The sequence below is a fragment of the Marivita sp. GX14005 genome, from assembly GCF_023370775.1.
Classification (GTDB): Bacteria; Pseudomonadota; Alphaproteobacteria; order Rhodobacterales; family Rhodobacteraceae; genus Marivita.
The window spans coordinates 233,519-258,019 of sequence record NZ_JAMCCQ010000001.1 but is presented as its reverse complement, the minus strand read 5'-3'; the positions used below and the strand labels follow the sequence as shown (position 1 = coordinate 258,019).

Annotated in this window: 26 protein-coding genes and 2 tRNA genes; 10 read left to right on the top strand and 18 right to left on the bottom strand. The window is 62.7% G+C overall.

Annotated features, from left to right (window positions below; translation table 11 throughout):
• Positions 1-195: 195 nt before the first annotated feature.
• The 3 genes from M3465_RS01360 to M3465_RS01350 form a co-directional block, all read right to left on the bottom strand.
• Positions 196-1,977, bottom strand: coding sequence for an acyl-CoA dehydrogenase C-terminal domain-containing protein (locus tag M3465_RS01360; protein ID WP_249499904.1), 1,782 nt, complete (start codon positions 1,975-1,977; stop codon positions 196-198).
• 25 nt (positions 1,978-2,002) lie between these two features.
• Positions 2,003-2,404, bottom strand: a complete 402-nt coding sequence (locus M3465_RS01355) for a MerR family transcriptional regulator (protein ID WP_249500836.1) — start codon at positions 2,402-2,404, stop codon at positions 2,003-2,005.
• A gap of 249 nt (positions 2,405-2,653) precedes the next feature.
• On the bottom strand, positions 2,654-3,025 hold the full coding sequence (locus M3465_RS01350; protein ID WP_249499903.1) for a MerR family transcriptional regulator: 372 nt from the start codon (positions 3,023-3,025) through the stop codon (positions 2,654-2,656).
• A 121-nt stretch (positions 3,026-3,146) separates the two neighbouring features.
• Here M3465_RS01350 and M3465_RS01345 point away from each other — a divergent pair, with 121 nt between their 5' ends.
• From M3465_RS01345 to trpB, 4 genes are all read left to right on the top strand, one after another.
• On the top strand, positions 3,147-3,569 hold the full coding sequence (locus tag M3465_RS01345; RefSeq protein ID WP_249499902.1) for a PaaI family thioesterase: 423 nt from the start codon (positions 3,147-3,149) through the stop codon (positions 3,567-3,569).
• A gap of 1 nt (position 3,570) precedes the next feature.
• A complete protein-coding gene (locus M3465_RS01340; protein ID WP_249499901.1) occupies positions 3,571-4,089 on the top strand; it encodes a PaaI family thioesterase in 519 nt (172 codons plus the stop codon).
• Complete coding sequence (locus tag M3465_RS01335; RefSeq protein ID WP_249499900.1) at positions 4,082-5,410, top strand: MATE family efflux transporter; 1,329 nt, start codon at positions 4,082-4,084, stop codon at positions 5,408-5,410. Before M3465_RS01340 ends, M3465_RS01335 begins: the two co-directional genes overlap by 8 nt.
• 126 nt (positions 5,411-5,536) lie before the next feature.
• Positions 5,537-6,757, top strand: a complete 1,221-nt coding sequence (gene trpB / locus M3465_RS01330; protein WP_249499899.1) for a tryptophan synthase subunit beta — start codon at positions 5,537-5,539, stop codon at positions 6,755-6,757.
• A 9-nt stretch (positions 6,758-6,766) separates the two neighbouring features.
• On the opposite strand, the gene M3465_RS01325 is transcribed toward trpB, so the two are convergent.
• From M3465_RS01325 to trpA, 6 genes are all read right to left on the bottom strand, one after another.
• Positions 6,767-7,654, bottom strand: coding sequence for a mechanosensitive ion channel family protein (locus M3465_RS01325; protein WP_249499898.1), 888 nt, complete (start codon positions 7,652-7,654; stop codon positions 6,767-6,769).
• Positions 7,655-7,714: 60 nt separating this feature from the next.
• Positions 7,715-8,092, bottom strand: coding sequence for a DUF2237 family protein (locus M3465_RS01320; protein ID WP_249499897.1), 378 nt, complete (start codon positions 8,090-8,092; stop codon positions 7,715-7,717).
• Positions 8,093-8,188: 96 nt separating this feature from the next.
• Entirely contained in the window at positions 8,189-8,881 is a 693-nt protein-coding gene (gene pth / locus M3465_RS01315; RefSeq protein ID WP_249499896.1) for an aminoacyl-tRNA hydrolase, read from the bottom strand.
• A gap of 137 nt (positions 8,882-9,018) precedes the next feature.
• A complete protein-coding gene (locus M3465_RS01310) occupies positions 9,019-9,669 on the bottom strand; it encodes a 50S ribosomal protein L25/general stress protein Ctc (RefSeq protein ID WP_249499895.1) in 651 nt (216 codons plus the stop codon).
• Between the two features lie 180 nt (positions 9,670-9,849).
• Positions 9,850-11,016, bottom strand: a complete 1,167-nt coding sequence (locus M3465_RS01305) for an alpha-hydroxy acid oxidase (protein WP_249499894.1) — start codon at positions 11,014-11,016, stop codon at positions 9,850-9,852.
• Positions 11,017-11,081: 65 nt separating this feature from the next.
• A complete protein-coding gene (trpA, locus tag M3465_RS01300; protein WP_249499893.1) occupies positions 11,082-11,873 on the bottom strand; it encodes a tryptophan synthase subunit alpha in 792 nt (263 codons plus the stop codon).
• A gap of 140 nt (positions 11,874-12,013) precedes the next feature.
• On the opposite strand from trpA, the gene ppk2 reads away from it, so the two are divergent.
• The 5 genes from ppk2 (at position 12,014) to ychF (ending at position 17,060) form a co-directional block, all read left to right on the top strand.
• Positions 12,014-12,925, top strand: coding sequence for a polyphosphate kinase 2 (gene ppk2, locus M3465_RS01295; RefSeq protein WP_249499892.1), 912 nt, complete (start codon positions 12,014-12,016; stop codon positions 12,923-12,925).
• Between the two features lie 68 nt (positions 12,926-12,993).
• Positions 12,994-13,632 carry a DUF1007 family protein gene (locus M3465_RS01290; protein WP_249499891.1) on the top strand — a complete coding sequence of 213 codons (639 nt, stop codon included), beginning with the start codon at positions 12,994-12,996 and terminating at the stop codon, positions 13,630-13,632.
• Positions 13,611-14,495, top strand: coding sequence for a nickel/cobalt transporter (locus tag M3465_RS01285; protein WP_249499890.1), 885 nt, complete (start codon positions 13,611-13,613; stop codon positions 14,493-14,495). The genes M3465_RS01290 and M3465_RS01285 overlap by 22 nt, the downstream gene beginning before the upstream one ends.
• Before the next feature lie 63 nt (positions 14,496-14,558).
• The gene (locus tag M3465_RS01280; RefSeq protein WP_349305015.1) at positions 14,559-15,926 is read left to right on the top strand and encodes an MATE family efflux transporter; all 1,368 of its coding nucleotides are present in this window, start codon (positions 14,559-14,561) and stop codon (positions 15,924-15,926) included.
• Positions 15,927-15,962: 36 nt separating this feature from the next.
• Positions 15,963-17,060 carry a redox-regulated ATPase YchF gene (ychF, locus tag M3465_RS01275; RefSeq protein ID WP_249499888.1) on the top strand — a complete coding sequence of 366 codons (1,098 nt, stop codon included), beginning with the start codon at positions 15,963-15,965 and terminating at the stop codon, positions 17,058-17,060.
• Positions 17,061-17,073: 13 nt separating this feature from the next.
• Here the strand turns inward: ychF and M3465_RS01270 are convergent, their stop codons facing one another.
• Positions 17,074-17,700, bottom strand: a complete 627-nt coding sequence (locus M3465_RS01270; protein WP_249499887.1) for a hypothetical protein — start codon at positions 17,698-17,700, stop codon at positions 17,074-17,076.
• 199 nt (positions 17,701-17,899) lie between these two features.
• Between M3465_RS01270 and M3465_RS01265 the strand changes: the two genes are divergently transcribed.
• Positions 17,900-17,989 (top strand) — tRNA-Ser (locus M3465_RS01265).
• 49 nt (positions 17,990-18,038) lie between these two features.
• Here M3465_RS01265 and M3465_RS01260 read toward each other — a convergent pair.
• The 8 genes from M3465_RS01260 to M3465_RS01225 all read right to left on the bottom strand — a co-directional run bounded on the left by M3465_RS01260 (position 18,039) and on the right by M3465_RS01225 (position 24,499).
• Positions 18,039-18,899, bottom strand: coding sequence for a glucosamine kinase nucleotide-binding domain-containing protein (locus tag M3465_RS01260; protein WP_249499886.1), 861 nt, complete (start codon positions 18,897-18,899; stop codon positions 18,039-18,041).
• A gap of 97 nt (positions 18,900-18,996) precedes the next feature.
• Positions 18,997-19,073, bottom strand: a tRNA-Met gene (locus M3465_RS01255).
• Positions 19,074-19,190: 117 nt separating this feature from the next.
• Positions 19,191-20,495 carry a DUF8689 domain-containing protein gene (locus tag M3465_RS01250; protein WP_249499885.1) on the bottom strand — a complete coding sequence of 435 codons (1,305 nt, stop codon included), beginning with the start codon at positions 20,493-20,495 and terminating at the stop codon, positions 19,191-19,193.
• A 96-nt stretch (positions 20,496-20,591) separates the two neighbouring features.
• Positions 20,592-21,083: a prepilin peptidase gene (locus tag M3465_RS01245; protein WP_249499884.1), complete on the bottom strand. Its 492-nt coding sequence runs from the start codon at positions 21,081-21,083 to the stop codon at positions 20,592-20,594.
• 8 nt (positions 21,084-21,091) lie between these two features.
• A complete protein-coding gene (locus tag M3465_RS01240) occupies positions 21,092-21,952 on the bottom strand; it encodes a tetratricopeptide repeat protein (RefSeq protein WP_249499883.1) in 861 nt (286 codons plus the stop codon).
• 28 nt (positions 21,953-21,980) lie between these two features.
• The gene (locus M3465_RS01235) at positions 21,981-22,541 is read right to left on the bottom strand and encodes a tetratricopeptide repeat protein (protein WP_249499882.1); all 561 of its coding nucleotides are present in this window, start codon (positions 22,539-22,541) and stop codon (positions 21,981-21,983) included.
• Positions 22,538-23,521 carry a type II secretion system F family protein gene (locus tag M3465_RS01230; RefSeq protein WP_249499881.1) on the bottom strand — a complete coding sequence of 328 codons (984 nt, stop codon included), beginning with the start codon at positions 23,519-23,521 and terminating at the stop codon, positions 22,538-22,540. The genes M3465_RS01235 and M3465_RS01230 overlap by 4 nt, the downstream gene beginning before the upstream one ends.
• A gap of 9 nt (positions 23,522-23,530) precedes the next feature.
• A complete protein-coding gene (locus tag M3465_RS01225; RefSeq protein WP_249499880.1) occupies positions 23,531-24,499 on the bottom strand; it encodes a type II secretion system F family protein in 969 nt (322 codons plus the stop codon).
• Positions 24,500-24,501 lie beyond the last annotated feature (2 nt).

Sequence of the window (24,501 nt, the reverse complement as noted above, 5' to 3'; positions counted from 1 at the left end):
TAACCGGCCGTTAACGTTAATGCGCGACAAAGGAAGGTGCGGTACAGGCTGGAGAGCCGATGGCCGTACGAGGAGAAGCCCCATCGACGGTCGACCAAGGGCCGCGCCCGATACTGGTGCCGTGCGATGGGGTGGACCCGATCCCTTCTTCTCGTTCCAAATACTCATCTCCTGCCGCAGGGCGTTCCCCGTCGCCTAGAAATTCGCAGCCTCCAGCGCCATCACCGGATCGGCCCCGGTTTGAATGCGGGCAAGGTGCATTTTCGTGGCGGGCAATTGCCGCGCCATGTAGTAGCGGCCCGTTGCCAGCTTGGTTTCATGGAACGCAGTGTCTTCCGCACCTTCGGCAAGCCTGTTGGTCGCCGCCAGCCCCATCCGCGCCCACATGTAGCCAAGGCAGACATGGCCGAACATATGCATGAAGTCATAGGACCCGGCCAAAGCATTGTTGGGGTTCTTCATGCCGTTTTGCATGAAATACATCGCGGCGGCCTGCAAATCCTTCGAGGCTGCTTTGAGCGGCTCCAGGAAGTCGCGATCGAACGCTTCGTCCTGGCCCTTGTTCTCGGACGCGAAACTCTTGATCGTGTCGAAGAACGCCATGACATGCTTGCCGCCGTCTTGCGCCAGTTTCCGGCCAACCAGATCGAGCGCCTGGATGCCGTTAGCGCCTTCGTAGATCATGGCGATCCGGGCGTCGCGGGCGAATTGGGACATGCCCCATTCCTCGATATAGCCGTGCCCGCCATAGACCTGCTGGGCGTTTACCGCCATTTCGAAGCCCTTGTCCGTCAGGAAGCCCTTGACCACCGGGGTGAGCAGGGAAATCAGGCCGTCCGCGTCCGTGTCGCCGTTTCGATGGGCGCGGTCGATCAGGTAGGCGCCCCAATAGGTGAAGGCGCGCGCGCCTTCGGTGAAGGATTTCTGATCCATCAGGTTGCGGCGGATATCGGGATGCACGATGATCGGATCGGCCGCCTTTTCAGGCGCATGCGCGCCGGTCACATCGCGGCCTTGGAGCCGATCATTGGCGTAATCAACCGCGTTTTGATAGGCGACTTCCGCCTGCGCATAGCCCTGTAGTCCGACGCCAAGCCGCGCTTCGTTCATCATGGTGAACATCGCGCGCATGCCCTTGTGTGCCTCGCCGACGAGATAGCCCGTCGCGTCGTCGTAATTCATCACGCAGGTGGCGTTGCCGTGAATGCCCATCTTCTCTTCGAGCTTGCCGCAAACCACGCCATTGCGCGCGCCAAGACTGCCATCCTCGTTCACGAGGAATTTCGGCACGATGAACAGCGACACGCCCTTGATGCCCTCCGGGCCGCCCGGAATTTTCGCCAGAACGAGGTGGATGATGTTCTCGGCCATGTCGTGATCGCCGGCGGAGATGAAGATCTTCTGCCCGGTGATCTTGTAGCTGCCATCGTCCTGCGGCACCGCCTTGGTGCGCATCAGGCCGAGATCGGTGCCGCAATGCGGCTCCGTCAAGTTCATGGTGCCGGTCCATTCGCAGCTTGTCAGCTTGGGCAGATAGGTTTGCTTCTGCTCCTCCGAGCCATGCGAATAGATCGCCGAATAAGCGCCGTGTGTCAGGCCCTGATACATGTTGAAGGCCATGTTCGCCGATACGAACGGCTCCTGCGCCGCCGTGTGCATGACATAGGGAAGCCCTTGGCCGCCATAGTCCGGATCGCAATCGAGCGCCGTCCAGCCGCCGTCGCGCATCTGGTCGAACGCTCCCTTGAAGCCGTCAGGCGTGCGCACGACACCGTTTTCCAGCCGGCACCCCTGCTGATCGCCCACCGCGTTGAGCGGCATCAAAAGCTCGGAGGCCAGCTTGCCCGCTTCCTCGATCACCGCGCCGGTGAAGGCGGGGTCGAGTTCCTCGTAACCGGGAATGTCCTGTTCGGACGCCTTGAGAACGTCGTGCAGGATGAACTGCATGTCCTTCAGGGGGGCGGTATAGCGTGGCATCTGGGTCTCCCTTGGTCGCGGCGGCCTATTCGGCGGCCTTCTTCGTCTGGTCCATCGAGGCGAGCATCTTCTCGCCCCAGCGCATCTGTTCCTTGAGCTCGTCGATGGCCTGGGTCAGCTCATCGCGCTGCGCTTCCATATCGGCGAGCCGCTCTTTGGCGATCTCGTAGGTGCGGGCGAGTTGCGTGCGCTGTTGATCGCCCATGTCGTAGAGATCGAGCAGCTGGCGGATTTCCTCCAAGCTGAAACCGAACCGCTTGCCGCGCAGGATGAGCTTGAGTCTCGCGCGGTCGCGTTTCGTGAACAGCCGTTTCTGGCGCTCGCGGATCGGAAACAGAAGCTCCTTCGCTTCGTAGAACCGCAGCGTGCGCGGTGTGACGTCGAACTCGTCGCACATCTGCCGGATCGTCATCGTGGCCTCTGTCATCTGGTTGGCCTGTGTCGTCATGGTTTTCCCTCTCGAATGCCGTAGCGGCACCGAGATGCGCGGGCTCGTCCCTTCTTACAATGGGAAATCACGTTGACGTAACTTATACGCCGCGTCACATTTTGGGTGACGTAAGATCAGGCAAGGTCAACGCTGGAGCGCGGCAACTTTCTTTCAAGGCGCTTTGGGCGATATTGCCGCCAGCTTACCGGCGGCGCGCCGCTTGGCGGCGATGAGGCGCTGCCCGCGTCAGCTGTCCAGAGAGGCGATCGTCTGATCTCGCAGGGATTGCAGCTCGTCAATCGTTTCATCGAGCTGCTTGCGTTGCTCGGCCAATTCGACGAGCTGCCGGTTGGCCATCTCTATCCATGTGCGCATCTGCGCATCGGTGCCGTCCTGTTCGTAGATCAAGAGCCACTGACGGATCTCTTCAAGCTGGAATCCGAATTTCCGCCCGCGCAGGATGAGCGTCATGCGGGCGATTTCGCGCGGACCATACCAGCGCGAACGGCCTTCGCGTTCGGGCTGAAGCAGCTCGATATACTCATAGTATCGAAGCGTGCGCGGCGTCACATCGAATTTTGCGCACATTTCCTTGAAGCTCAATCGCGGCTCGGCCATTTGCTGTCCTCATCCTTCGGTGCGAACCATAGGAGCGCGCTACGTGCTCGGCAACCGGATCGCGGCTGGCCTTGCGCCTTCGGGTTGCGTAAAGCGATATGACACGACGAGGAACAGTTCAATGAGCGCAGACAAAGCGAGAATTGCCCGCCAGTTCATTCAGTCGATTCCCCATGCGCGGGCGCTCGGCATGCAGATCACCGCGCTGGACGACGGTATGGCCGAAATCACGATGCCCTATGACACCCGTCTGATCGGCGATCCGGAAACCGGGGTGATCCATGGCGGCGCGGTCTCGGCCCTGATGGATACTTGCGGCGGGGCGGCGGTGATGAGTCATCCGGCGGCTCCGGCCGGAACGGCGACCATCGATCTGCGGATCGATTACATGCGCGCCGCCACGCCCGGCCAATCGATCACGGCGCGGGCGGAGATCTATCACATCACGCGCAACGTCGCGTTTGTGCGCGCGACCGCACGCGACGAAGATGCCGAGCTCCCGGTGGCGACCGCGACCGGCGCCTTCACCGTCGAGGGGAGCTGACATGAGCCGCAAGACACCGGAGCCGGTTCAGGTCGTCAAGCAGCGGCGCGATGCGGCGCTCGCCGCGCTGGTGGGCGGTGTGCCCTATATCTCGTTTCTCGGCATCGCCTTCGACCGGCGCGGCGACGAGTTGACCGCCGTTCTGTCCTTTGACGAAATGCTGATCGGCAACCCGATTTTGCCGGCGATCCATGGCGGCGTGACTTCCGCCTTCCTAGAAGTGACGGCGCTGATCTCGCTGAGTTGGGCACATATCTGGAGCGATCTGGAAAGCGGCGTTCTGGATGTAGAGGGGTTGACGGCGGGCAAGCTGCCGCGGCTGCCCAAGACCATCGATTTCACGGTCGATTACCTGCGCTCCGGGCTGCCGCGCGATGCCTATGCCCGAGCGACGATCACGCGCGCCGGGCGGCGCTATGCCTCCGTGCAGGCCGAAGCATGGCAGGACAATCGCGCGCGTCCCTTCGCGCAGGCGACCGCGCATTTCCTGATGCCGCGTCCGGTTTCAGGCGATGACTGACGCGGCCCTCCGGCCGCGCGAAGTCACCAGCCGGCGCATTCTGGCAATCGCGCTGCCGATCGTGCTGTCGAATGTCAGCGTGCCGATCCTCGGCGCGGTGGATACCGGCGTGGTCGGCCAGATCGGTGAGGCGGCACCCATCGGTGCGGTGGGGATCGGGGCGATTATCCTCTCGGCGATCTACTGGATTTTCGGCTTCCTGCGGATGGGCACGACGGGCCTTGCCGCGCAGGCGCAAGGGCAGGGAGATAGCGCCGAGGTCGCGGCAATCCTGACGCGCGTTCTGCTTATCGCCTTCACCGGCGGCGCGGCGATCATCCTGCTGCAGGTGCCGCTGATCTGGGCCGCGTTCCAGCTTGCGCCCGCCAGCGCCGAAGTCGAGACGCTGGCGCGCGGCTACATGGCGATCCGCATCTGGTCCGCGCCTGCCGCGATTGCCGTGTTCGGGATTACGGGCTGGCTCATCGCGCAGGAGCGCACACGCGCGGTGCTGGCGCTCCAACTCTGGATGAACGGGCTCAACGCGGCTTTGAACCTGTGGTTCGTGCTTGGGCTGGGCTGGGGTGTGAACGGCGTGGCCTTCGCTACATTCGCGGCAGAGTGGGGCGGGCTCGCGATGGGTCTTCTCCTCTGCCGCGCAGCCTTCCGCCGCCCGGACTGGCGCGATCGGGCGCGGGTTTTTCACCGTCCGGCGCTGCTTCGGATGGCACGGGTCAATACCGACATCCTGATCCGATCCGCGCTGCTGCAGGCGATCTTCCTGTCGTTCATGTTCCTCGGCGCGGGGTTCGGCGATGTGACCCTTGCGGCCAATCAGGTGTTGCTGCAGTTCCTCTTCATCACCGCATACGCACTCGACGGATTCGCCTTCTCGGCTGAAGCCATTGTCGGTCAGGCGGTCGGCGCGCGCGCGCTGCCAGCGCTGCGTCGCGCCGCGATCCTGTCGAGCGCTTGGGGTCTTGGCGCTTCGGTCATCCTGGCTTGCGGGTTCTGGGTGTTCGGGCCGTGGATCGTCGAAATCATGGCAAAGAGCAACGATGTGCGCGCTGCCGCCGCGGTTTTCCTGCCGTGGATGACAGCGGCGCCGGTGCTGGCGCTCGCCTCCTTCATGTTCGACGGTATCTTCATCGGCGCAACGCGCACCGGCGATATGCGAAACATGATGATCCTGTCGGTTGCGATCTACGCGGCGAGTGTTGCAATTCTGGTTCCGGGCCTGGGCAATCATGGGCTCTGGGCGGCATTGCTGGTGTCCTTCATCGCGCGCGGGGCCACGCTGGCATGGCGCTACCCTGCATTGGAACGCGCAGTTGCCACGTGACGCGCGCCGGAAAGCGGTTTTCAGGACAATTCGAGTCGGCCTGTCCGGGCGGTTTCGATCCCGCCGGCGCTTGCCCCGAACGGGCCGAGCCGCTACCTGTGGCCCGTTGGAGATAAGAGGCGCGCGATGAACGATCTGGTCAATAGTTTCATGACAGGCCCCGACGAAAAGGGCCGTTTCGGCATTCATGGCGGGCGTTTCGTGTCCGAAACGCTCATGCCGCTGATCCTCGATCTTGAACGGGAATACGAGCGCGCCAAGACCGATGACAGCTTCTGGACCGAGATGGATTTCCTCTGGAAGCACTATGTCGGCCGCCCCAGCCCGCTTTATCATGCCGAGCGCCTGACCGAGCATCTGGGCGGTGCCAAGGTCTATATGAAGCGCGACGAGCTCAACCACACGGGCGCGCACAAGATCAACAACGTGCTGGGCCAGATCATCCTCGCCCGCCGCATGGGCAAGACCCGCATTATCGCCGAAACCGGCGCGGGCCAGCACGGCGTGGCGACAGCGACCGTTTGCGCCAAGTTCGGCCTGAAATGCGTTGTCTACATGGGCGCGCATGACGTGGAGCGCCAGCAGCCTAACGTCTTCCGCATGAAGCTGCTGGGCGCCGAGGTCGTGCCGGTGACGTCGGGGCGCGGCACGCTCAAGGACGCGATGAACGATGCGCTGCGCGACTGGGTGACCAATGTGCGCGACACGTTCTACTGCATCGGCACGGTGGCCGGCCCGCACCCCTATCCGGCCATGGTGCGCGATTTCCAATCGATCATCGGCAAGGAAACCCGCGAACAGATGGAGGAGGCCGAGGGCCGCTTGCCCGACACGATCATCGCCGCGATCGGCGGCGGCTCGAACGCGATGGGGCTGTTCTACCCGTTTCTCGACGACAAGGAGGTGAACATCATCGGCGTCGAGGCGGGCGGCAAGGGCGTCAACGACAAGATGGAGCATTGCGCCTCGCTCACGGGCGGGCGGCCCGGCGTGTTGCATGGCAACCGCACCTATCTATTGCAAGACGATGACGGCCAGATCCTCGAAGGGTTCAGCATCTCCGCCGGACTGGATTACCCCGGCATCGGACCCGAGCACGCCTGGCTGCACGATGTGGGCCGCGCGCAATATGTGTCGATCACCGACAAGGAGGCGTTGGAGGCGTTCCAGCTTTGCTGCGCGACGGAAGGCATCATTCCAGCATTGGAGCCATCCCACGCGCTCGCCCATGTGATGAAGATCGCGCCGGAGCTTCCGAAGGACCACATCATCTGCATGAATATGTGCGGACGCGGCGACAAGGACATCTATGCCGTGGCCAAGCATCTCGGCTTCGACATGGGCTGACGCGCCGCGTCAGCCCTCCGCCTCGCCCTGATCGACACGCAGCGGCTCCTTGAAGGTCAGCGTGCGATAGGGGAAGGGGATTTCGATACCGGCATCGTCCAGCGCGCGTTTGATCGCGGCAACCACCGTGTCGCGCGACTGATGCTCGCCCAGCGGGGTGCTTTTGGCCCACCAGCGCACCATGAAATCGATGGAAGAGGAATTGAACGTCGTGGCGAAGACCTGAACCGGCTTGTCGGCCGAAACCGTTTCCAGACCGTTCACCGCGCCTTCGATCACCTCACGCGAGCGATCCACATCCTCGCCGTAAGCCACACCGACCACGACCTCGATCCGCCGCAGATCCCGGTCGGTCAGCACCCGTACCGGGTTCTTGTAGATAAAGGAATTGGGGACGAGGATCAATTCGCCCGAGCGTTTGCGCAAAAAGGTATCGCGAATGGTGATCTGCTCGACCTGCCCGCTCAGGCCGTTGCATTCGATATCGTCCCCGATCCGCATGGGCTTGCGCAGCAGAATCAGGAACCCCGCAAGAAAATTTTCGAACACATCCTTGAATGCAAGACCGACAGCAATGGAGCCGAGTCCGAGCCCGGCGAGCAGTTTCGTCGGGGTCAGGTTCGGGAAAAGCACCGTCAGGGCGATCATCAATCCGAAAGTCCAGACCACGATCTTGACCAGAGTGACGACCGCGCTGACGAGCGATGGTCGCCGCTTCGAGCGTCTGAGGATGCCGCGCGTCAATCGCACGAGGCCATAGGCGACAAGCGCCGTAAGCAGGATGATCCCGATGGCGGCGATGAGGTTCGGAAGGAGCGCTATGGTATCGCGCGCGAGCGTTTCGATCTGGTCGTAAAGAATGCGAAGCGGGTGGACATCGTCCAAGGCGGGCTCCATGCGCGGCGATCCTTGCTGTTTCGGTCTTGGTCAACGCGGCTCGGGGCCGGTGGTTCCGGGTCAGCCGCTCTCGGTTGCGTGCTGCTCAAGGATCGTCAGCGGCACGATCTCGAGCGCGCGGCGATGCGTCGCCTCAAGGTTGACCCTGGGCGCGCAGCCCTCGTCATGCGCCTGAAGAAACCGCCCGGCACAAAGGCACCACAGATCCCCCGGCTGCAATCCGGGAAACCGGAACTCGGGCATCGGTGTGCTCAGGTCATTGCCGACATATTTCGAGTAGGCGAGGAATTCGGCCGTCATGACTGCGCAGACCGTGTGGCTTCCTTGATCGGCGGCACAGGTATTGCAATGTCCGTCCCGGAAGAAGCCTGTCAACGGATCGGTGGAGCAGGGCGCCAAGGCGGTGCCGAGCACGTTTATTGAATCGTCTTGCTGCATGATCGCCTCCGCTCGCGTTGTTGTTGCAGGACGTAGCGGGACCGTCGCACCTTTCCACCGCACCGCGCAAGTCCACCGCACCGTGCAAGGTGCCGTTCAGCGAAACCTGTCGACCAGCTTTTGCAGCGCGCTGCGATCGTCGGGCTTGGGCGTTTCTTTCGGTTCTTCACCTGTTTTCGGCGGCGCATCGTTTCGCGGCGGGGCGCTGCCCGAGGAGCGTGGCGGCGCGGTGCGCAGCGCGACGGCATTCTGAAACCGCCCGGTATCCCCTTCGGCGAGCTGCGGCGCTCCGTCTGAAATACCGCGCAGAAGATCGTCCAGCCATTCCGCATCGGCCTTGGCGAAATCGTGCAGCACATAGCCCGATACCTTGTCCTTGTGGCCCGGATGCCCGATGCCGAGCCGCACGCGGCCATACTCCGCGCCGATATGGCCGTGGATCGAGCGCAAACCGTTATGGCCCGCATGTCCGCCGCCTTGCTTGACGCGGAGCTTTCCGGGGGCGAGATCGAGCTCGTCGTGAAAGACGATCACGTCTTCGGGCAGCAGCTTGTAGAACTGCATCGCCGCCTGAACCGATTGGCCGGAGCGGTTCATGAAGGTGCCGGGTTTGAGGAGCAACACCTTTTCGCTGCCGAGCCGCCCTTCGGCCGCTTCGCCCTGGAATCGCGCTTTCCAGGGTCCGAATCCGTGATCGGCAGCGATCCGGTCCACCGCCATGAAGCCGATATTGTGCCGATGCCCGGCATATTTCGCGCCGGGATTGCCAAGACCCACGATGAGTTTCATGCCTGCTCATGCCCCCAGTGCCGCGTCATAGCGCCCTGTCTAGGCCAAAGCGATGTCGGTGGCAAAAGGCGAAGTGGCCCGGCAAACGAAAACGGCCCCGCAGGGGCGGGGCCGTTCGTTCGGGATATCCTAACGGATCAATCCTCGTTCTGCTCCGTTGCGGGAACTTCATCCGCATCGGGCGTTTCTTCCTCATCTTCGCTCTCGGAAGCGCGCAGCCCCGACGGCGCCGAGATGTTCGCGATAACGAAATCGCGGTCGATCGTCGGCTTGGTGCCCTTGGGCAGCGTGATGTCGGAAATCGTGACCGTGTCGCCGATATCCAGACCGGCCAGATCGACGGTCAGCTTCTCGGGAATATCGCCTGCGGTCACGACCAGCTCGACCTCGGGGCGCACAGTCGTCAGCACGCCGCCACGCTTGAGGCCGGGCGCCTCTTCCTCGTTGATGAACTCGACCGGGATGAAGAGCGCGATCTTCGTCGTGCGGCGCAGGCGCATGAAATCGACATGCGTCGGCAAATCCTTGACGACATCGCGCTGCACATCGCGGCAGACCACGCGCACATCCTCATGGCCGTCCACTTTCATGTTGAACAGCGTCGACTTGAAGCGGCCCGCTTTCAGGCGCTTGAGCAATTCGTTGAACGGAATGTTGATCGCGAGCGGGTCTTTGTCGCCGCCGAAAACAACGCCCGGAACCATGCCATCGCGGCGTGCCTGACGAGCGGCGCCCTTGCCTGTCCCCGTCCGTTCCAGAGCTACGAGATCAGGAATCTCACCAGCCATGATATATCTCCAAATTGTAAGGGCAGGGTGCCTCCAAGGCTGTCACCCCGCGTGAAGCCTGCGCGTTAAACCGGATCGGGCGGCAGGGCAAGCCCAAAGCGCGGGGTTTTGCGGGAAAGGATGACGTATACTTGCAAAAGAGGGCCGAACCGAACGCAAGGACATGAACCGGCGCGCTGCCTAGTCTTCCCAATCGCCGGAAAAACCCTTGGGCACCATCAGGATGCTCCTGTCGAGCGTCGTCACATCGGTGCGCCCGCAAAGGCCCATCGACACGTCGAGTTCCTTGTGGATGATGTTCAGCGCGTCGGTCACGCCCTGTTGGCCGCGCGCGCCCAGACCGTAGACCCATGCGCGCCCGATATGCGCGCCCTTGGCCCCGAGCGCGAGCGCCTTGAGCACGTCCTGACCGGAGCGGATGCCGCTGTCGATATGCACCTCGATTTTGTCGCCGACCGCATCGAGGATCGGCTCCAGCGCGCGAATGGAGCTGAGCGCGCCGTCTAGCTGCCGCCCGCCGTGGTTCGACACGATGATCGCGTCCGCGCCTACGTTGAGCGCCTCCAGCGCATCGCGCGGGTCCATGATGCCCTTGATGATGAGCGAGCCGTCCCACATCTTGCGGAACTGGCGGATACGATCCCAGTCGAGCGATTGATCGAAGGCCTGCGCCGTCCATTCGGAAAGCGAGGACGGGTCGGTCACACCCTCGGCATGGCCCACGATGTTGCCGAAGAACCGCCGCTTGGTCTGCAGCATACCCAAGCCCCATTGAACCTTGGTCATCATGTTGGCGACCGATTTCGGCGTCAGCTTGGGCGGGGCCGACAGGCCGTTCTTGATGTCCTTATGCCGCTGTCCCAGCAATTGCAGATCGACCGTAATCACCGCTGCCGAGCATTTGGCGTCTTTCGCGCGGTCGAACAGGCGGCGCATGTAATCGTCGTCCTTGAGCGTATAGACCTGCATCCAGAACGGCTTTTCGGTGTGTTCGGCCACATCCTCGATGGAGCAGATCGACATGGTCGAGAGGCAAAACGGCACGCCGAACGCCTCTGCCGCGCGGGCGGCCTTTATCTCACCGTCGAAATGCTGCATCCCGGTCAGGCCGACAGGGGCGAGCGCGACCGGCATCGTCACATCATGCCCGATCATCCGCGAGGCGGTGCTGCGCCCCTCCATGCTGATGGCGACCCGCTGGCGCAGGTAGATCTTGTCGAAATCGGAGGAGTTCTCACGGAAGGTCTGCTCGGACCAGCTGCCCGACTCCGTGTAATCGAAAAACATCTTGGGCACGCGGCGCTTGTAGAGGCGACGCAGGTCTTCGATTTCCGTGATTGCGGGCATGGCGCGCTCCTGATGGAGATTGGTTAGGTTTGCTTACCAATCCCGCCCGCGGCGTGCAATGCGGCTCAGGCCCGATGTGCCCCGTCCGCAAGCGATTTGACGAAGGCCAGCACGTCGGCGACCGGCTTGCCGCTGGCCATTTCCGCCACGATGGCCGATCCGACGACGCAGCCATCGGCGACCCCCGCGATCGCCTGCGCGGCCTCCGGCGTCCTGATGCCGAAGCCCACGATCACCGGCAGATCGGTCTTGTCCTTGATCCGCGCCACTTCCGGCGCCACATCCGATGCCTGCGCCTCGGCGGCGCCGGTGATGCCGGTGATGGAGACGTAATAGACGAAGCCGGAGGTGTTCTGCAGCACCTTGGGCAGGCGTTTGTCATCCGTTGTCGGCGTGGCGAGCCGGATGAAGTTCAGCCCCGCCGCCTGCGCCGGGATGCACAGCTCCTCGTCCTCCTCGGGCGGCAGATCGACGATGATCAGCCCGTCGATACCGGCCTCGCGCGCATCCGCTAGAAACCTGTCTACGCCGCGCGAATAGATCGGATTGTAATAGCCCATCATCACGATGGGCGTCGTGTCGTCCCCCTCGCGGAAGCGCCGCGCAAGATCGAGCGTGCGCTCCAGCGTCATGCCCGCCTCCAGCGCGCGCTGGCCAGCCAGCTGGATCGTGCTGCCATCGGCCATGGGATCGGTGAACGGCAGGCCCAATTCGATGACGTCGACCCCGGCGCCGGGAAGCCCCCTGACCAGTTCGAGCGAGGCGTCGAAATCCGGATCGCCCGCCATGACATAGGCGACGAACGCCTTTCGTCCGCTTTTGCGCAGGTCGGCGAATTTGGCGTCGATACGGGTCATGTCGGTCTCCTGAACTGTCGGGGTTTCGACTGCCGGAAGCCGCGCGGAAAATCAATGGGCAAGCGCGTATTGACGTGCCTCAAGGACATCTTTGCGCGCTTGCAGTAGGCTTGAGGCATCACAACCGATGGAGCCTCCACATGACGCAATCGCCCGCCGTTCTAGCCCCCGTTCATGACGATCCGGCCGATCCGAACGCTCCGGCTTCGATCCGGCGCGCCTTCGAGAGCGGGGATTACCCCTACAGCACGCGCATGTCGCGCAAGAGCTACGAGGCGCAGAAGGCGGCGTTGCAGGCCGAATTGCTCAAGGTGCAGCATTGGGCACAGGAGACCGGCGAGAAGTTCGTCATGCTGTTCGAGGGTCGCGACGCCGCCGGCAAGGGTGGCACGATCAAGCGTTTCACCGAACATCTCAACCCGCGCAGCGCGCGCGTGGTCGCGCTCAACAAGCCGACGGAGGAGGAGCGCGGGCAATGGTATTACCAGCGCTATATCGCGCATCTGCCGACCGCCGGGGAAATCGTGTTCTATGACCGCTCGTGGTATAACCGCGCCGGAGTCGAGCGGGTGATGGGGTTCTGCGAGCCGAATGAGTATCTCGAATTCATGCGCCAGACGCCCGAGCTCGAACGGATGCTGACGCGCTCGGGCATCCGGCTTTACAAATATTGGTTCTCGGTCACGCAGGAGGAGCAGAAACGCCGCTTCGCCAGCCGCGAGACCGATCCGCTCAAGCAATGGAAGCTGTCGCCGATCGACAAGGCGAGCCTCGGCAAATGGGACGAATATACCGAGGCCAAGGAAGCGATGTTCTTCTATACCGACACCGCCGACGCGCCCTGGACCATCGTGAAATCAGACGACAAGAAGCGCGCGCGGCTCAACTGCATGCGGCATTTTCTGACCTCGCTCGACTATCCGGGCAAGGATCCCAAGGTGGTCAAGGCGCCCGATCCGCTGATCGTGGGCGGCGCGGGGCACGTGATCCATCGCTCCGATCATATCCTCGGCACCGCGCTGCATCCCGAGACCCGCAAGGCCCGCGCCTGAAGCGCGGCGATCCGCCGGCGCATTGGCGCGATATTGCCTTGCGCGCCGGCGCGGCTTACCCAAGCGGCATGAAACGGCTTCTCTCCATCGCCGCCCTGGGGATGCTGGCGCCGCCCGCGCTCGCGCATCCGCATGTCTTCGTCGATACCGCCCTGCGGTTCGAGATCGACGAGAACGCGCGGATCACCGGCGTTACGATGACCTGGGCCTATGACGATTTCTTCAGCCTGCTGATCCTGGAAGATATGGGGCTTGATCCCGATGGCGATGGCGTGCTGACCGAGGCCGAACTGCAATCGCTGCACGGGTTCGATCTGGTCGAATGGCCCGACGGCTTCGAGGGCGATCTCTACATTTTTTCGCACGGTGACAAGATCGAGATGCCGCGCCCCGAGCCGATCGGTGTGGCGATCGAGGATGGCCGGATCGTGTCGGTGCAATACCGCGAGATTCCGGCGGTGCCGGCAGAGGGGCTGGAGATCCTGCAATACGATCCGACCTATTACGTCGCCTATACCGTCAGTCAGGGCATCAGCTTCACCGCGCCCGATTGCGCGGCGCAGGTGACAGAAGCGGATCGCGCCGCTGCCGAGGCCGAGGTGGAAAAGGAGCTTGGCCGCTCGATGGACGATATCTTCGACGAAATGGAGGTCGGCATCCATTTCGCCGACCGGATCTCCGTGACATGCTCCGCGCGCTCCAACTGATCGCGGTGCTCGTGCTGGCACTGGCCGTCTGGCTCTGGGGCTTCGGCGGCGCGGCGATGCTCGAAGGCTGGGCTGCGGAAGGTCAGCGCGCGGCGCAGAGCGGCATGGCGCGCGGCTTGCGCGCGCTTCGGGCAAACGAGCCGGGCGCGCTGCTGGCGTTGATGGCGGTGTGTTTCGGCTATGGCTTCTTTCACGCCGTGGGGCCGGGGCATGGCAAGATTCTGATCGGCGGCTACGGCCTGGCGCGCCGCGCCCCCCTGGCGAGGCTATCGGCGCTCGCGGTGCTCTCCAGCCTCGCGCAATCGGTCACAGCGATCCTGCTCGTCTATGGCGGGATCTGGCTCTTCGGCCTGGGGCGCGAGGCCATGGTCGGCGCGACCGAGGACTGGTTCGCCCCGCTCAGCTACGCCGCCATCGGGGCCATCGGCATTTGGCTGGCACTACGCGGCGCGGGGCGGCTTTGGCGCACGCGCGCGAGCCACGCTCTGGCGGACACCTGCGCCAGTTGCGGCCATGCCCATGGGCCGACGCCGGAAGACGCCGAACAGGTGCGCTCCTTTCGCGACGCGGCGTTGCTGATCGGCGCCATCGCGATCCGGCCCTGCACCGGCGCGCTGTTCCTGCTCATCCTGGCGGTGCGGATGCAGATTGAGCTTGCCGGCATTCTTGGCACGCTGGCGATGGGGCTCGGCACTGCCAGCGTGACGCTTATCGCGGCCATCGCCGCTGCCACGCTGCGCGAAGGCGCGCTGTCGCGGCTTGCCTCCGGGCCGCAGACGCTGCGCGCGATGGGCCTGATCGAGACGGTGTCGGGGCTGATCATCGCCGTGCTGGCCGGCCAGATCTTGCTCCGCGCGCTCTGAGCGGGGTTTGCCCTTGCCCGGCGCGCCGCGCGGGGCTAATCGCACGGGATGCAACCGCCCGCCATGTCATATCCGGCCCATGTCAAGGCCATCCTCGTGCTCGGTCTGCCGCTGGTCGGCGGGCATCTGGCGCAGATGGGCATCGGGCTGACCGACACGATCATGGTGGGCTGGTATGGCGCGGAGGCGCTGGCGACGGTCACGCTGGCGAGCACGCTGTTCATGACGGTCTTTCTTGCCGGATCGGGATTTGCCTGGGCGGTGATGCCGATGGTGGCGAAATACGTTGCCGAAGAGGACGAACAACAGGTCCGCCGCGCCACCCGCATGGGGCTCTGGCTGTCGGCGCTCTATTGCGCGGCCATCTTTCCGCTGCTTTGGTGGTCCGATCCGGTGCTGCGGGCGCTGGGGCAGGCGCCCCAGATCGCCGCCGAAGCGCAGGTTTATCTGCGTTTCCTCGTCTTCGGTCTTCTGCCTGCGCTGGTGACGATGACGCTCAAGAGCTATCTCGCGGCACTCGAAAAAACACAGGTTGTGTTTTGGGTCACGGCCATCGCCGTTCCGTTCAACGCAGCGGCGAATTATGCGCTCATCTTCGGCAATTTCGGCTTTCCCGAGCTTGGCATCAAGGGCGCCGCGATCGCGTCGCTCAGCACGCATGTCTTCTCGGCCGTCGTCACGGCGGGCTATATCATCGGGTTCGTGCCGCAACACGCGCTTTTCCAGCGGCTCTGGAAATCGGATTGGGACATGTTCGGCACTGTGTTCCGGCTTGGCTGGCCCATCGGACTGACCACGCTGTCCGAGGTCGGGCTGTTCGCCGCCTCCGCAATCATGATGGGCTGGCTCGGAACGATCCCGCTTGCCGCGCATGGCATCGCGCTGCAACTGGCCTCCGTGATGTTCATGCTGCACCTTGGCCTGTCGAACGCCGCAACGGTGCGTGCCGGCAACGCGTTCGGCCGGCAGGACTGGACGCATATGGCACGCGGCGGCGCGATGGCGCTCGCGCTTTCGGTCGGTGTGGCATTGGCGACGATCATTCTCTTCATCGCGCTGCCGGAGCCGCTCATCGTGATCTTCCTCGACCCCGGCGATCCCGCCCGCGCCGCGATTATAGAGACCGGCATCGTCCTTCTGGCGGTGGCCGCGGTGTTCCAGCTGGTCGATGGCGCGCAGGTCGTGGCGCTGGGCCTGCTGCGCGGAGTGCAGGATACCCGTGTGCCGATGTGGATCGCGGCAGTGTCCTACTGGGTGCTCGGGCTGCCGGCGGCCTATCTGTTGGGGTTCACCTTCGGCCTTGGCGGGGCGGGAGTCTGGGGCGGTCTCGTCGTCGGGCTGGCGGCGGCGGCGGTGCTGCTCAATCACCGTTTCTGGCGCCGCATCCTGCCCGGTTTCAGCCGCCTTGCAGCGCCCGGCCCGACCGCATAGAAGCGGCGCGACATCGCCAGCGCAGGAGAAACGGGAATGGGGTTCAAGGTCGGAATCGTGGGTCTGCCCAATGTGGGCAAATCGACCCTTTTCAACGCGCTGACGAAAACGGCCGCGGCGCAGGCGGCGAATTTTCCCTTCTGCACCATCGAGCCGAATGTCGGCGACGTGGCCGTGCCCGATGCGCGGCTCGACAGGCTGGCAGAGATCGCCAAATCGAAACAGACCATCCCGACCCGCATCACTTTCGTTGATATCGCCGGTCTGGTGAAAGGCGCGTCGAAGGGCGAAGGCCTCGGCAACCAGTTCCTTGCCAATATCCGCGAGGTGGATGCCATCGCTCATGTGCTACGCTGTTTCGAGGATAGCGACGTGGTGCATGTGGACGGCCGCATCGATCCGGTGGCCGATGCCGAAACCATCGAAACCGAGCTGATGCTGGCCGATATCGAAAGCCTCGAAAAGCGGCTTCAGAACATCACCCGCAAGGTGCGCGGCGGCGACAAGGAAGCCGTGCAGCAGGAACGTCTGATGAAAGCGGCGCTGGCCGCGCTGGAAGAAGGCAAACCCGCTCGCACCGTCGAGGTGGACGCCGAGGACCGCCGTGCCTGGGACATGCTCCAGCTTCTGTCCACCAAGCCGGTGCTCTACGTCTGCAACGTCTCCGAAGCCGACGCGGCGGACGGCAACGCGCTTTCTGACGCGGTGGGCGAGATGGCGGCGGCGCAGGGCAATTCCCATGTCGTCATATCCGCCCAGATCGAGGAAGAGATCGCCCAGCTCGATGCCGAGGAAGCACGCGAGTTCCTGTCCGAAATGGGTCTCGAAGAGCCGGGCCTGGACCGCGTGATCCGGGCCGGTTACGAACTCTTGCATCTTGAGACTTATTTCACCGTCGGCCCCAAGGAGGCCCGCGCCTGGACCATCCGCGAAGGCACGGCCGCCCCGCAAGCGGCCGGCGTCATCCATGGCGATTTCGAGAAGGGCTTCATCCGCGCGGAAACCATCGCCTATGACGATTACGTCACCCTAGGCGGCGAGACTCCGGCGAAAGACGCAGGCAAGATGCGCGCCGAAGGCAAGGGCTATATCGTCAAGGATGGCGACGTGCTGCATTTCCTGTTCAACACGTAGCCGACCCGCGCGTTCAATGCGTTTTGGGGTCAAGGCAGTGGAGATCGTCGATCCGTTCCATCCCGTGTGAATTCGAAAGGATGATCTGCCGCACCGCATCGTCGAGATCTTCGCCGATCTCGGACAGGGTATCCATACGCATCGCGACGGTGACCTCGGCGATGGCATGCATGACCTCTTCGGCCGCCGCTTCGGAAAGCTCGCCTTCGCTCAGCCCGGACAGAAGCCGTTTCAGAACCAACTGAAACGCCTCGATCACGTCGCGGCTCCCGACCACGGCCAGCTTGTGGTTGAGCACCCGAAGCGCATCGACAAGCTCGTCGTCATAGCGCCGGTATTCGACGATGTCGGCCACCGTTTCGATGGCCGCCATGTAGACCGCGTTTTTCTGCTCCAGAAGCAGCACACTCCCTTCCTTGCGCAACTCAAGCTCGGTCTGGCGGTTGAGCAAGGTCGCCGTGATGAAGATCGTGGCGGTCGCGCCAAGCAGCACGAGGATCGATTCCTGCGCGAACACGGCTCCGTCTCCGGCGTAAAACAAAAATCGGAACGCGGCGTAGCCGGCCACCAGAAGCGCAACCGCCAGAACGGCATATGCCAGATCGCGCTGTCGATAATGGCTTTGTCGCTTCGGTTTCACGATCCCCTCCCGAACAGTGTTCCTTTATAACCCGCGACGCCGCTCAGAAGTTCACGCAGCGCCACGTTACGCGCAACAAAGAGCCCGGCGCGGTTCCCGGAGGCAATCGCATCGCCTTCACGGGTCGAGGATGAGCTTTTTTCCAAAGCCTCCAGTTTCGCCTTGTAATCCCCCAAACCGCTTGGCTATACGCGTCCTCGGAGACGTGGCCGAGTGGTCGAAGGCGCTCCCCTGCTAAGGGAGTAGGCCCGGAAGGGTCTCGAGGGTTCGAATCCCTTCGTCTCCGCCACCTGCCATTGCGATTGTTCTTCCCGGAAATTCGGAATGGCGGCGCACCCTTAGCAGTTAGCGGCCAGGAAGAATGCGCCGTCCAGGGGGGTGCCTTTCGGGGTCACGCGATTGGTGAGCATTTCGGAAGGGAAGTGGTCTGCGTAATGCGGGCCGATGCCCCCGGTGAAACAGAGGCGATTTCCGGACGTGAACCCCGATCGTGTGAGGGCATTCTGAAGGTAATCGGCGCCGCGTTTCATAAGCGGTGCGGCAATTGCATCGCCGGCTTTGGCGGCGTTGACGATTTGGGGGGCAAGTGCCGCGAAATCGCCGGCTCCGGCCGTTTTGGCAAAGTGCACGAGACGTGCCGGATCGCAGCTGAAGCTTTCGAGCAGGGCGTGGGTCAGGGGGCTGTGCTCCTTTAGCCCGTCGTGGCAAAGAAGAACGCTTTCCAATGCGTTTCGGCCCAACCAGGCGCCAGAGCCCTGGTCCGAGATCTGAAATCCCCATCCACCGACCGAAGAGGCGACGCCGTTCTTGCGCGCCGCGACGAAGCTGCCGGTGCCGGCCGAGACGAGGTAGCCGTCGCGGCCGCCCAGAGCGCCGGCGAGCGCGGTCGTGCAATCGTCCGTGACGGTTACCTGCGCGAAGGGCAGGGCAGCTGCGACGCGCGACGCGTCTTTTTCGGACAAAACCCCGGCCAGTCCGAGATGCAACCTGACGCCGGCTGAAAGATCGTCGATCCCGGCGCGTCGGCAGGCTGTATCTATCGTGGAGAGCAGGTTGCGGATGGCGAGGTCGAAATCGGTGGTCACATTCGCCGCGCCGCCTTCGGCCTGCGCGCGTATGCCTTCGGCGCGCGTTCCCACCGCAACGCGGCAGCCGGTGCCGCCACCATCGACGCCGATGAGGATAGAGGTATCGGGCATCGCAATTCCTTACGCAACGAATGTCGAGCATCGTGAATGACGATACTTTTGCACATGCAAAAGCAACACTTGAGAACCTGCCGAGACCCGAAGAATGTGGTGGCGGTGCAGGGACTTGAACCCCGGACACGCGGATTATGATTCCGCTGCTCTAACCAACTGAGCTACACCGCCAGAACGCCGTGGTGATTACGGGCGGCGTTGGCTGACGTCAAGGGGAAATCGTGCGAAAAATCGCGTCCGGACGCTGCCGCATCCAAGAATTACAGACGGTTTGAAATCTACCTTGCGTCATTTCACGATATGCTCATCTTTCACGAACATGTTGCCCCACGCGCGATCGATCAGTTCCGGCGTCATCTTGTAAGGCCAACCTTCGAAATCGCACACGGCAATCATCTGATCGATCAAGAAGACCGGTTGGTAATTGGCGTAGACATTGCCGATCGTGGGGTATTTCGTCTTTAGCAGATGGATCAGCGATTTTTCGCAAAGCTGCATCTTTTTCTTCTTGGCGACCATCGAGAAGATCTTCAGGAAATTCTGCTGATCCGGGCCGTCGATCTTGATCTTGAAGAAGATCCGACGCAGGGCCGCTTGGTCGAAAATCTCGTTCGGATGGAAGTTCGTCGAAAAGATCACCAGCGTATCGAATGGGACCTGGAACTTTTCACCCGACTGCAGCGACAGGATATCGCGCGCCTCTTCCAGTGGAACGATCCAGCGGTTCACCAGTTTCTGCGGCGGTTCGGCCTGCCGGCCAAGGTCGTCGACGATGAAGATGCCACCGGTGGATTTAAGCTGCAGCGGCGCCTGATAGGTCCGCGCCGTCGGGTTGTAGACGAGATCGAGCATGTCGAGTGACAACTCGCCCCCCGTGATCACGGTTGGGCGGTCGCAAAGCACGTAACGCGTGTCGAACCGGTTTGTAAGCCGCAAGCCGCTATTGCTTGCGGCGCTTTCGGCGGCGCTATGCACGATCGGATCGTAGACGGTGATAACCTGGCCGGCATATTCGATCGCATGGGGGACATAGATCTTATCTCCCATGGCGTCACGGATACCGTTGGAGATCGAGGATTTGCCGTTCCCCGGCGGGCCATACATCAGGATCGAGCGTCCCGCGCCCACGGCGGGCCCGAGGTTGTCCAGAAGATCGGGCGGCAGGATGAGGTGGCCCATCGCGCCGGTCAGCTGGTCGCGGCTGATATGGATGTTGCGGATCGATTGGCGCTCCACCTGCTGCGAATAGACCGCGAGCGGCACCGGCATGGGCCCGTAATATTCCGATTGCGACAGCGCATCGAGCGCGCGTGCCTTGCCTGCATCGGTGAGCTGATAGCCCATTTCGGAACCGTTATTGGCATTCAGGGTGCCGGTGGCTTCGAGCAATAGTTGGCCGCGGGTATAGTCGATCAGTTCCTGCGTGATCGGAACCGGCAGGCGAATGCCTTGCGCGATATCCGTCGCCGTCGAGACATTCTTGCGGAAGATCGTCTTGAGCATGATGTCACGCATCATCACCGTTTGCAGATGCATGTCCTCGATGCGCTTCGGCGGCGGCGGCGCCATGACGGCGCTGGATTGCATGTTCATCGGATGCCCCGGTCTTTATGCTTGACTGTTCACGCGTCAGGCTCGCCGATCATTGTGGCAAGAGATGGGCCGAGGCGGGACCGTTCTGGACAAGTGTTACCGCCCGAACCAGACCCCGAGCGCGAGATAGAGCGCGAGAGTGCCGCCAAGCGCAAGACCCATCGGGAATTTGGGGTTGTCCCAGCTTTTCCAATGCGGGGCGATGCGCTTCAGGCCGCTATGCTTACCGATCCGGTGGGTGACGAAGGCGGCCAGCATGTTCGCGGCGAAGAGCGCGACCAGAAAGCGCACATCGGCCAGTTGGATGAACGGAGCGGCGGCGGCGGCGAACTTCGCGTCTCCCGCGCCGAGCGCGCCGCCGGCATTGAGCGCGATACCGGCCACCAGGACCACCAGCACATGAAGATAGCGCCACGCATACACATCGAGCGGCAGCGCGATCAGCCCGACGATGGCGAAGACGGCGAATAGCGCCACCACCATCTGATTGGGGATGCGCATATCCCGCATGTCGGAAAAGGCGACGTAGATGCAGATCGGCAGCGCAAAAGGCAGAAAAAGCAGCGCCGCAAAGGCCGAGATATCCATCCCGCGCCTCAGTTCACGACATTGGATTCAAGCGCCTTGAGACTGCGCGCGGCGGTTTCGAAATGCTGCGGATGGGTGTCGATCGCCTCGCGCATCAGGCCCTGGCCCGTCACCACGTCGCCGCGCTTGACCGCCGCAAGCCCCATCGAATGCAGCAACTCGGCGCGTTCGACCTGGCTCATCGGGATGACGGGCAGCACATAATTTCCCTGCGCTCCGCGCGCGAGCACCAGGTTGTTCTTGGCGGTGAAGAGGGAATCGTCATTCTGGATCGCCTGGGCGAAAAGCCGCTCCGCACCGCTGTAATCACCTCGGGTGAGTTTGGAGAAGCCCCAGTTGTTCATCACCGATGCCGGTTTCGTCGTCAGCCCGACGGCCACCTCGTAGAAGCTGTCGGCCTTGTCCCATTCCTTGTTGCTATCGGCGATCATCGCTTCGAGCCGGTAGCGCTTGTAGGTTTCATGCGTGGGCGGAATGGCGTCGAGGACGGTTTCGGCGCGCTTCCATTCGTTGTTGCGAATGAGCGCATCAGCCAGTTCAACCCGGTCGTCGCTCGTGGCCTCTTCATGCGAGACGACACGCGACCACGCAGCAACGCCTTCGGTGCTGCGCCCGGCGCGGATGAGCGAGGATGCGAGGCCGCGCTGGAGATCGATCCGCTCGGGTGCCTTGCTGCTCGCGCGCTGGAAATACGAGACCGCCTCATTCGGATCGGACACCGTCAGCATGACCTCGTTGAGATTGGTGCCGTCGATGGCGTTCACGTCCTGAAACTGCCGATCGACGGTTTCGGTATCGATGCCTTGCTCGCATCCGGCAAGGGTGAAAGCCCCGGTCACACACAGGGTCACGATAAAGGGATGGCGCATTTTCGCGTCCTTTTACTGCTCTGCCTCGTTACTGTGCCGGGCGGATCAGGAAGTCGCTGCTGCCGCGCCGCACAAGCTTGTATTCTTTTTCTGTGTCGCGACCATACTGCGGATTTTCGATTTTTGCGAGTGCCAAGCGAAGATTGTCGCGGATTGCAACACTTTGGCCATTGTCGAGCGCGAAGGCGCGGCGAAACGCCTGCGCGGCTTCGGCATGCCGGTTCCGCTCCATCAACACGACGCCGAGGTTGTTCCATGCGCCGGGATCGGCCTCATCGGCCGCGATCGCGCGGCGCAGAAGCGTTTCGGCCTGTCCAAGCCGGCCGAGCCCGAGATTGGCCGAACCGAGCGCGGAGACCACATCTGGCGTCAGCCCTTGCTCGGCGGCGGCGAGTTGGAAGGCGCTGAGCGCAAGCTCGTATTCGCCCGCATTCATCAGGCGATGCCCGACCGTCAACTGATCGATGGCCGCCCCGCGCGGATCGGCGGGGGGCGCGAAAACCGGATCGTCCGACGCGGAAAAGCCGCCCGGCGAGCAGGCGGCCAATCCGAAGACCAAAACAAGAGCGCATAACGCGCGTGGGATCATGGGCCGGCCATCCCTGCCATGTTTCCGAGTTGCTGGATGCCGACCACGGAGGGCCCCACCAGGATGATGAGAAGCGGCGGCACGGTCAGCATCATTGTGGTCAAAGTCATTTTGGTTGGCAACTTGTTTGCCTTCTCCTCGGCGCGCATGACGCGCTTGTCGCGCATTTCCGATGCATAGACGCGCAGGGCGTCGGAGATCGGCGTGCCGAAGCTCTGGCTCTGATTCAGAACCGTGACGAAGGACATAACGTCCTGCACGCCGCAACGCTCGCCCATATCGTCGAGCACGGTCGATTTGTCCTTGCCCGCCTTCATCTCGTAGCTGACAAGTTCGAATTCGTCCGCGAGGCTCGGATAGGAGGCGCGCAGTTCCTGGCTGACCCGAACGATGGACTGGTCCATCGATTGACCCGCTTCGACGCAGACCAGCATCATGTCGAGACTGTCGGGAAACCCGTCCTCGATTTCCTGCTGGCGGGTCTGGACGCGTTTGGTGATCCAGTATTTCGGGAAAAGATAGCCCGCTGCACCCGGACCCATCGTATAAAGAAGTGTCTGGGTCGTCGTTGCTTGCGAGCTGTCCATTGCCAGCGTGAAATAACCGACGCCGAGGATCAGTCCGCCGATACCGAGCGCGAATTGCGCGAAGTAATAATACTGCACCGCATCCTTGCCGCGATAACCGGCCTGAAGCAGCTTCATGCGGATTTCCGACAGTTCCTTCTCATCCTGCGGCTCCAGGAAATGGGCGTATTTGTTCAGCTTTTCGTTCTTGCGCTTATCGCGCAGCACCGCACGGGTTTCCGCGTCGATCTTCTGCCGCCCGGCATTTGCATCGAGCCGGTCCATCGGGTTCGGCTTGGAGGCGAAGAACATCGGAATAGCGAGCAAGAGCAGCAAAACGCCCAGCCCGGCAATCCCGATCATCGGCCCGGCAGGGCCGAACATATTGATCATCATGTTGTTCAAAGCTTGCATGTCAGGGCCTCACACTTTGATGTTCACGAGCATGCGCATCACGATCAGGTTGGCGATCAGGAAGGCGGCGACAAGGAAACAGGCGGGAATGAACCAGGGGTGATCGAGAACGTCGTCGTAGTAATGCGGATCGGTGACCTGGATCACGATGAGCGCGGCGACGGGAAAGCCCGAGAGGAACTTGCCCGACCATTGCGCCTCCGCGGTGATGGCCTTGACCCGGCGGAAAAGCCGGAAGCGCGCGCGGATCACCTTGGCCAGACCTTCGAGGATTTCCGCAAGGTTGCCGCCCGATTGCTGCTGGATGGTCACGGCTACGGCGAGGAAGCGCAGATCCTGCATGTCGAGCCGTTCGGCCATCGCCTTGAGCGATTCGCCGATGTCGCGCCCGTAGCTCGATTCATCGGCGATCACACCAAACTCGGTCGCCAGAGGATCCTTGATTTCCTTGGAAACGATGGAAATTGCCGATGAGAACGGATGTCCGACACGCAGACTGCGCACCATCAATTCAACGGCATCGGGAAGCTGCTCCTCGATCAGCGCGAGGCGCTTCTTGGCTTTCGAATTGATCCAGAAGAACACTCCGCCGACGCCGATGGCGATCCCCATCACGATGCGCACCGGCAATTGCGCCTCGGTCCCCACCGTGAGACCGACGAAGGCAAGCACGCTGACCGCGGCCATGACCATCACGATCTGTTTGGGTGTGAAGGCGATGGCGGCTTTCTGCGCCCGGTCCGCGAGGATCGAGTAGAGCGGGAAGCCGCGCGAGGCCATGTGCTGGTCCATTTCCTTGCGCAGCTTGGCCAGCACCTCTTCGCGTTTGGTGCCCTTGTCGAGCATTTCAAGGCGGCGGTTGACCCGTTTGTTCAGGCTGATGGATTTGCCGAAGGCAACGAGGTAGACCCCTTCGACAAGCACCAGGACGGCGACGAAGATCAGGCCATAGACGATGGGTTCTGCGCTCAGGGTCATGA

Excerpts from the sequence above, each read along its gene's own strand:
- ychF (WP_249499888.1), top strand. The coding sequence starts at position 15,963 with ATGGGGTTCAAGGTCGGAATCGTGGGTCTGCCCAATGTGGGCAAATCG.
- M3465_RS01235 (WP_249499882.1), bottom strand. The coding sequence starts at position 22,541 with ATGATCCCACGCGCGTTATGCGCTCTTGTTTTGGTCTTCGGATTGGCC.
- pth (WP_249499896.1), bottom strand. The coding sequence starts at position 8,881 with ATGAAACTCATCGTGGGTCTTGGCAATCCCGGCGCGAAATATGCCGGG.
- M3465_RS01325 (WP_249499898.1), bottom strand. The coding sequence starts at position 7,654 with ATGGAGCCCGCCTTGGACGATGTCCACCCGCTTCGCATTCTTTACGAC.
- M3465_RS01280 (WP_349305015.1), top strand. The coding sequence starts at position 14,559 with ATGTCATATCCGGCCCATGTCAAGGCCATCCTCGTGCTCGGTCTGCCG.
- trpA (WP_249499893.1), bottom strand. The coding sequence starts at position 11,873 with ATGACCCGTATCGACGCCAAATTCGCCGACCTGCGCAAAAGCGGACGA.
- M3465_RS01240 (WP_249499883.1), bottom strand. The coding sequence starts at position 21,952 with ATGCGCCATCCCTTTATCGTGACCCTGTGTGTGACCGGGGCTTTCACC.
- M3465_RS01335 (WP_249499900.1), top strand. The coding sequence starts at position 4,082 with ATGACTGACGCGGCCCTCCGGCCGCGCGAAGTCACCAGCCGGCGCATT.
- M3465_RS01305 (WP_249499894.1), bottom strand. The coding sequence starts at position 11,016 with ATGCCCGCAATCACGGAAATCGAAGACCTGCGTCGCCTCTACAAGCGC.
- M3465_RS01230 (WP_249499881.1), bottom strand. The coding sequence starts at position 23,521 with ATGCAAGCTTTGAACAACATGATGATCAATATGTTCGGCCCTGCCGGG.
- M3465_RS01310 (WP_249499895.1), bottom strand. The coding sequence starts at position 9,669 with ATGGCTGGTGAGATTCCTGATCTCGTAGCTCTGGAACGGACGGGGACA.
- M3465_RS01285 (WP_249499890.1), top strand. The coding sequence starts at position 13,611 with ATGCTCCGCGCGCTCCAACTGATCGCGGTGCTCGTGCTGGCACTGGCC.
- M3465_RS01355 (WP_249500836.1), bottom strand. The coding sequence starts at position 2,404 with ATGACAGAGGCCACGATGACGATCCGGCAGATGTGCGACGAGTTCGAC.
- M3465_RS01350 (WP_249499903.1), bottom strand. The coding sequence starts at position 3,025 with ATGGCCGAGCCGCGATTGAGCTTCAAGGAAATGTGCGCAAAATTCGAT.
- ppk2 (WP_249499892.1), top strand. The coding sequence starts at position 12,014 with ATGACGCAATCGCCCGCCGTTCTAGCCCCCGTTCATGACGATCCGGCC.
- M3465_RS01345 (WP_249499902.1), top strand. The coding sequence starts at position 3,147 with ATGAGCGCAGACAAAGCGAGAATTGCCCGCCAGTTCATTCAGTCGATT.
- trpB (WP_249499899.1), top strand. The coding sequence starts at position 5,537 with ATGAACGATCTGGTCAATAGTTTCATGACAGGCCCCGACGAAAAGGGC.
- M3465_RS01250 (WP_249499885.1), bottom strand. The coding sequence starts at position 20,495 with ATGAACATGCAATCCAGCGCCGTCATGGCGCCGCCGCCGCCGAAGCGC.
- M3465_RS01320 (WP_249499897.1), bottom strand. The coding sequence starts at position 8,092 with ATGCAGCAAGACGATTCAATAAACGTGCTCGGCACCGCCTTGGCGCCC.
- M3465_RS01245 (WP_249499884.1), bottom strand. The coding sequence starts at position 21,083 with ATGGATATCTCGGCCTTTGCGGCGCTGCTTTTTCTGCCTTTTGCGCTG.
- M3465_RS01290 (WP_249499891.1), top strand. The coding sequence starts at position 12,994 with ATGAAACGGCTTCTCTCCATCGCCGCCCTGGGGATGCTGGCGCCGCCC.
- M3465_RS01340 (WP_249499901.1), top strand. The coding sequence starts at position 3,571 with ATGAGCCGCAAGACACCGGAGCCGGTTCAGGTCGTCAAGCAGCGGCGC.
- M3465_RS01260 (WP_249499886.1), bottom strand. The coding sequence starts at position 18,899 with ATGCCCGATACCTCTATCCTCATCGGCGTCGATGGTGGCGGCACCGGC.
- M3465_RS01225 (WP_249499880.1), bottom strand. The coding sequence starts at position 24,499 with ATGACCCTGAGCGCAGAACCCATCGTCTATGGCCTGATCTTCGTCGCC.
- M3465_RS01360 (WP_249499904.1), bottom strand. The coding sequence starts at position 1,977 with ATGCCACGCTATACCGCCCCCCTGAAGGACATGCAGTTCATCCTGCAC.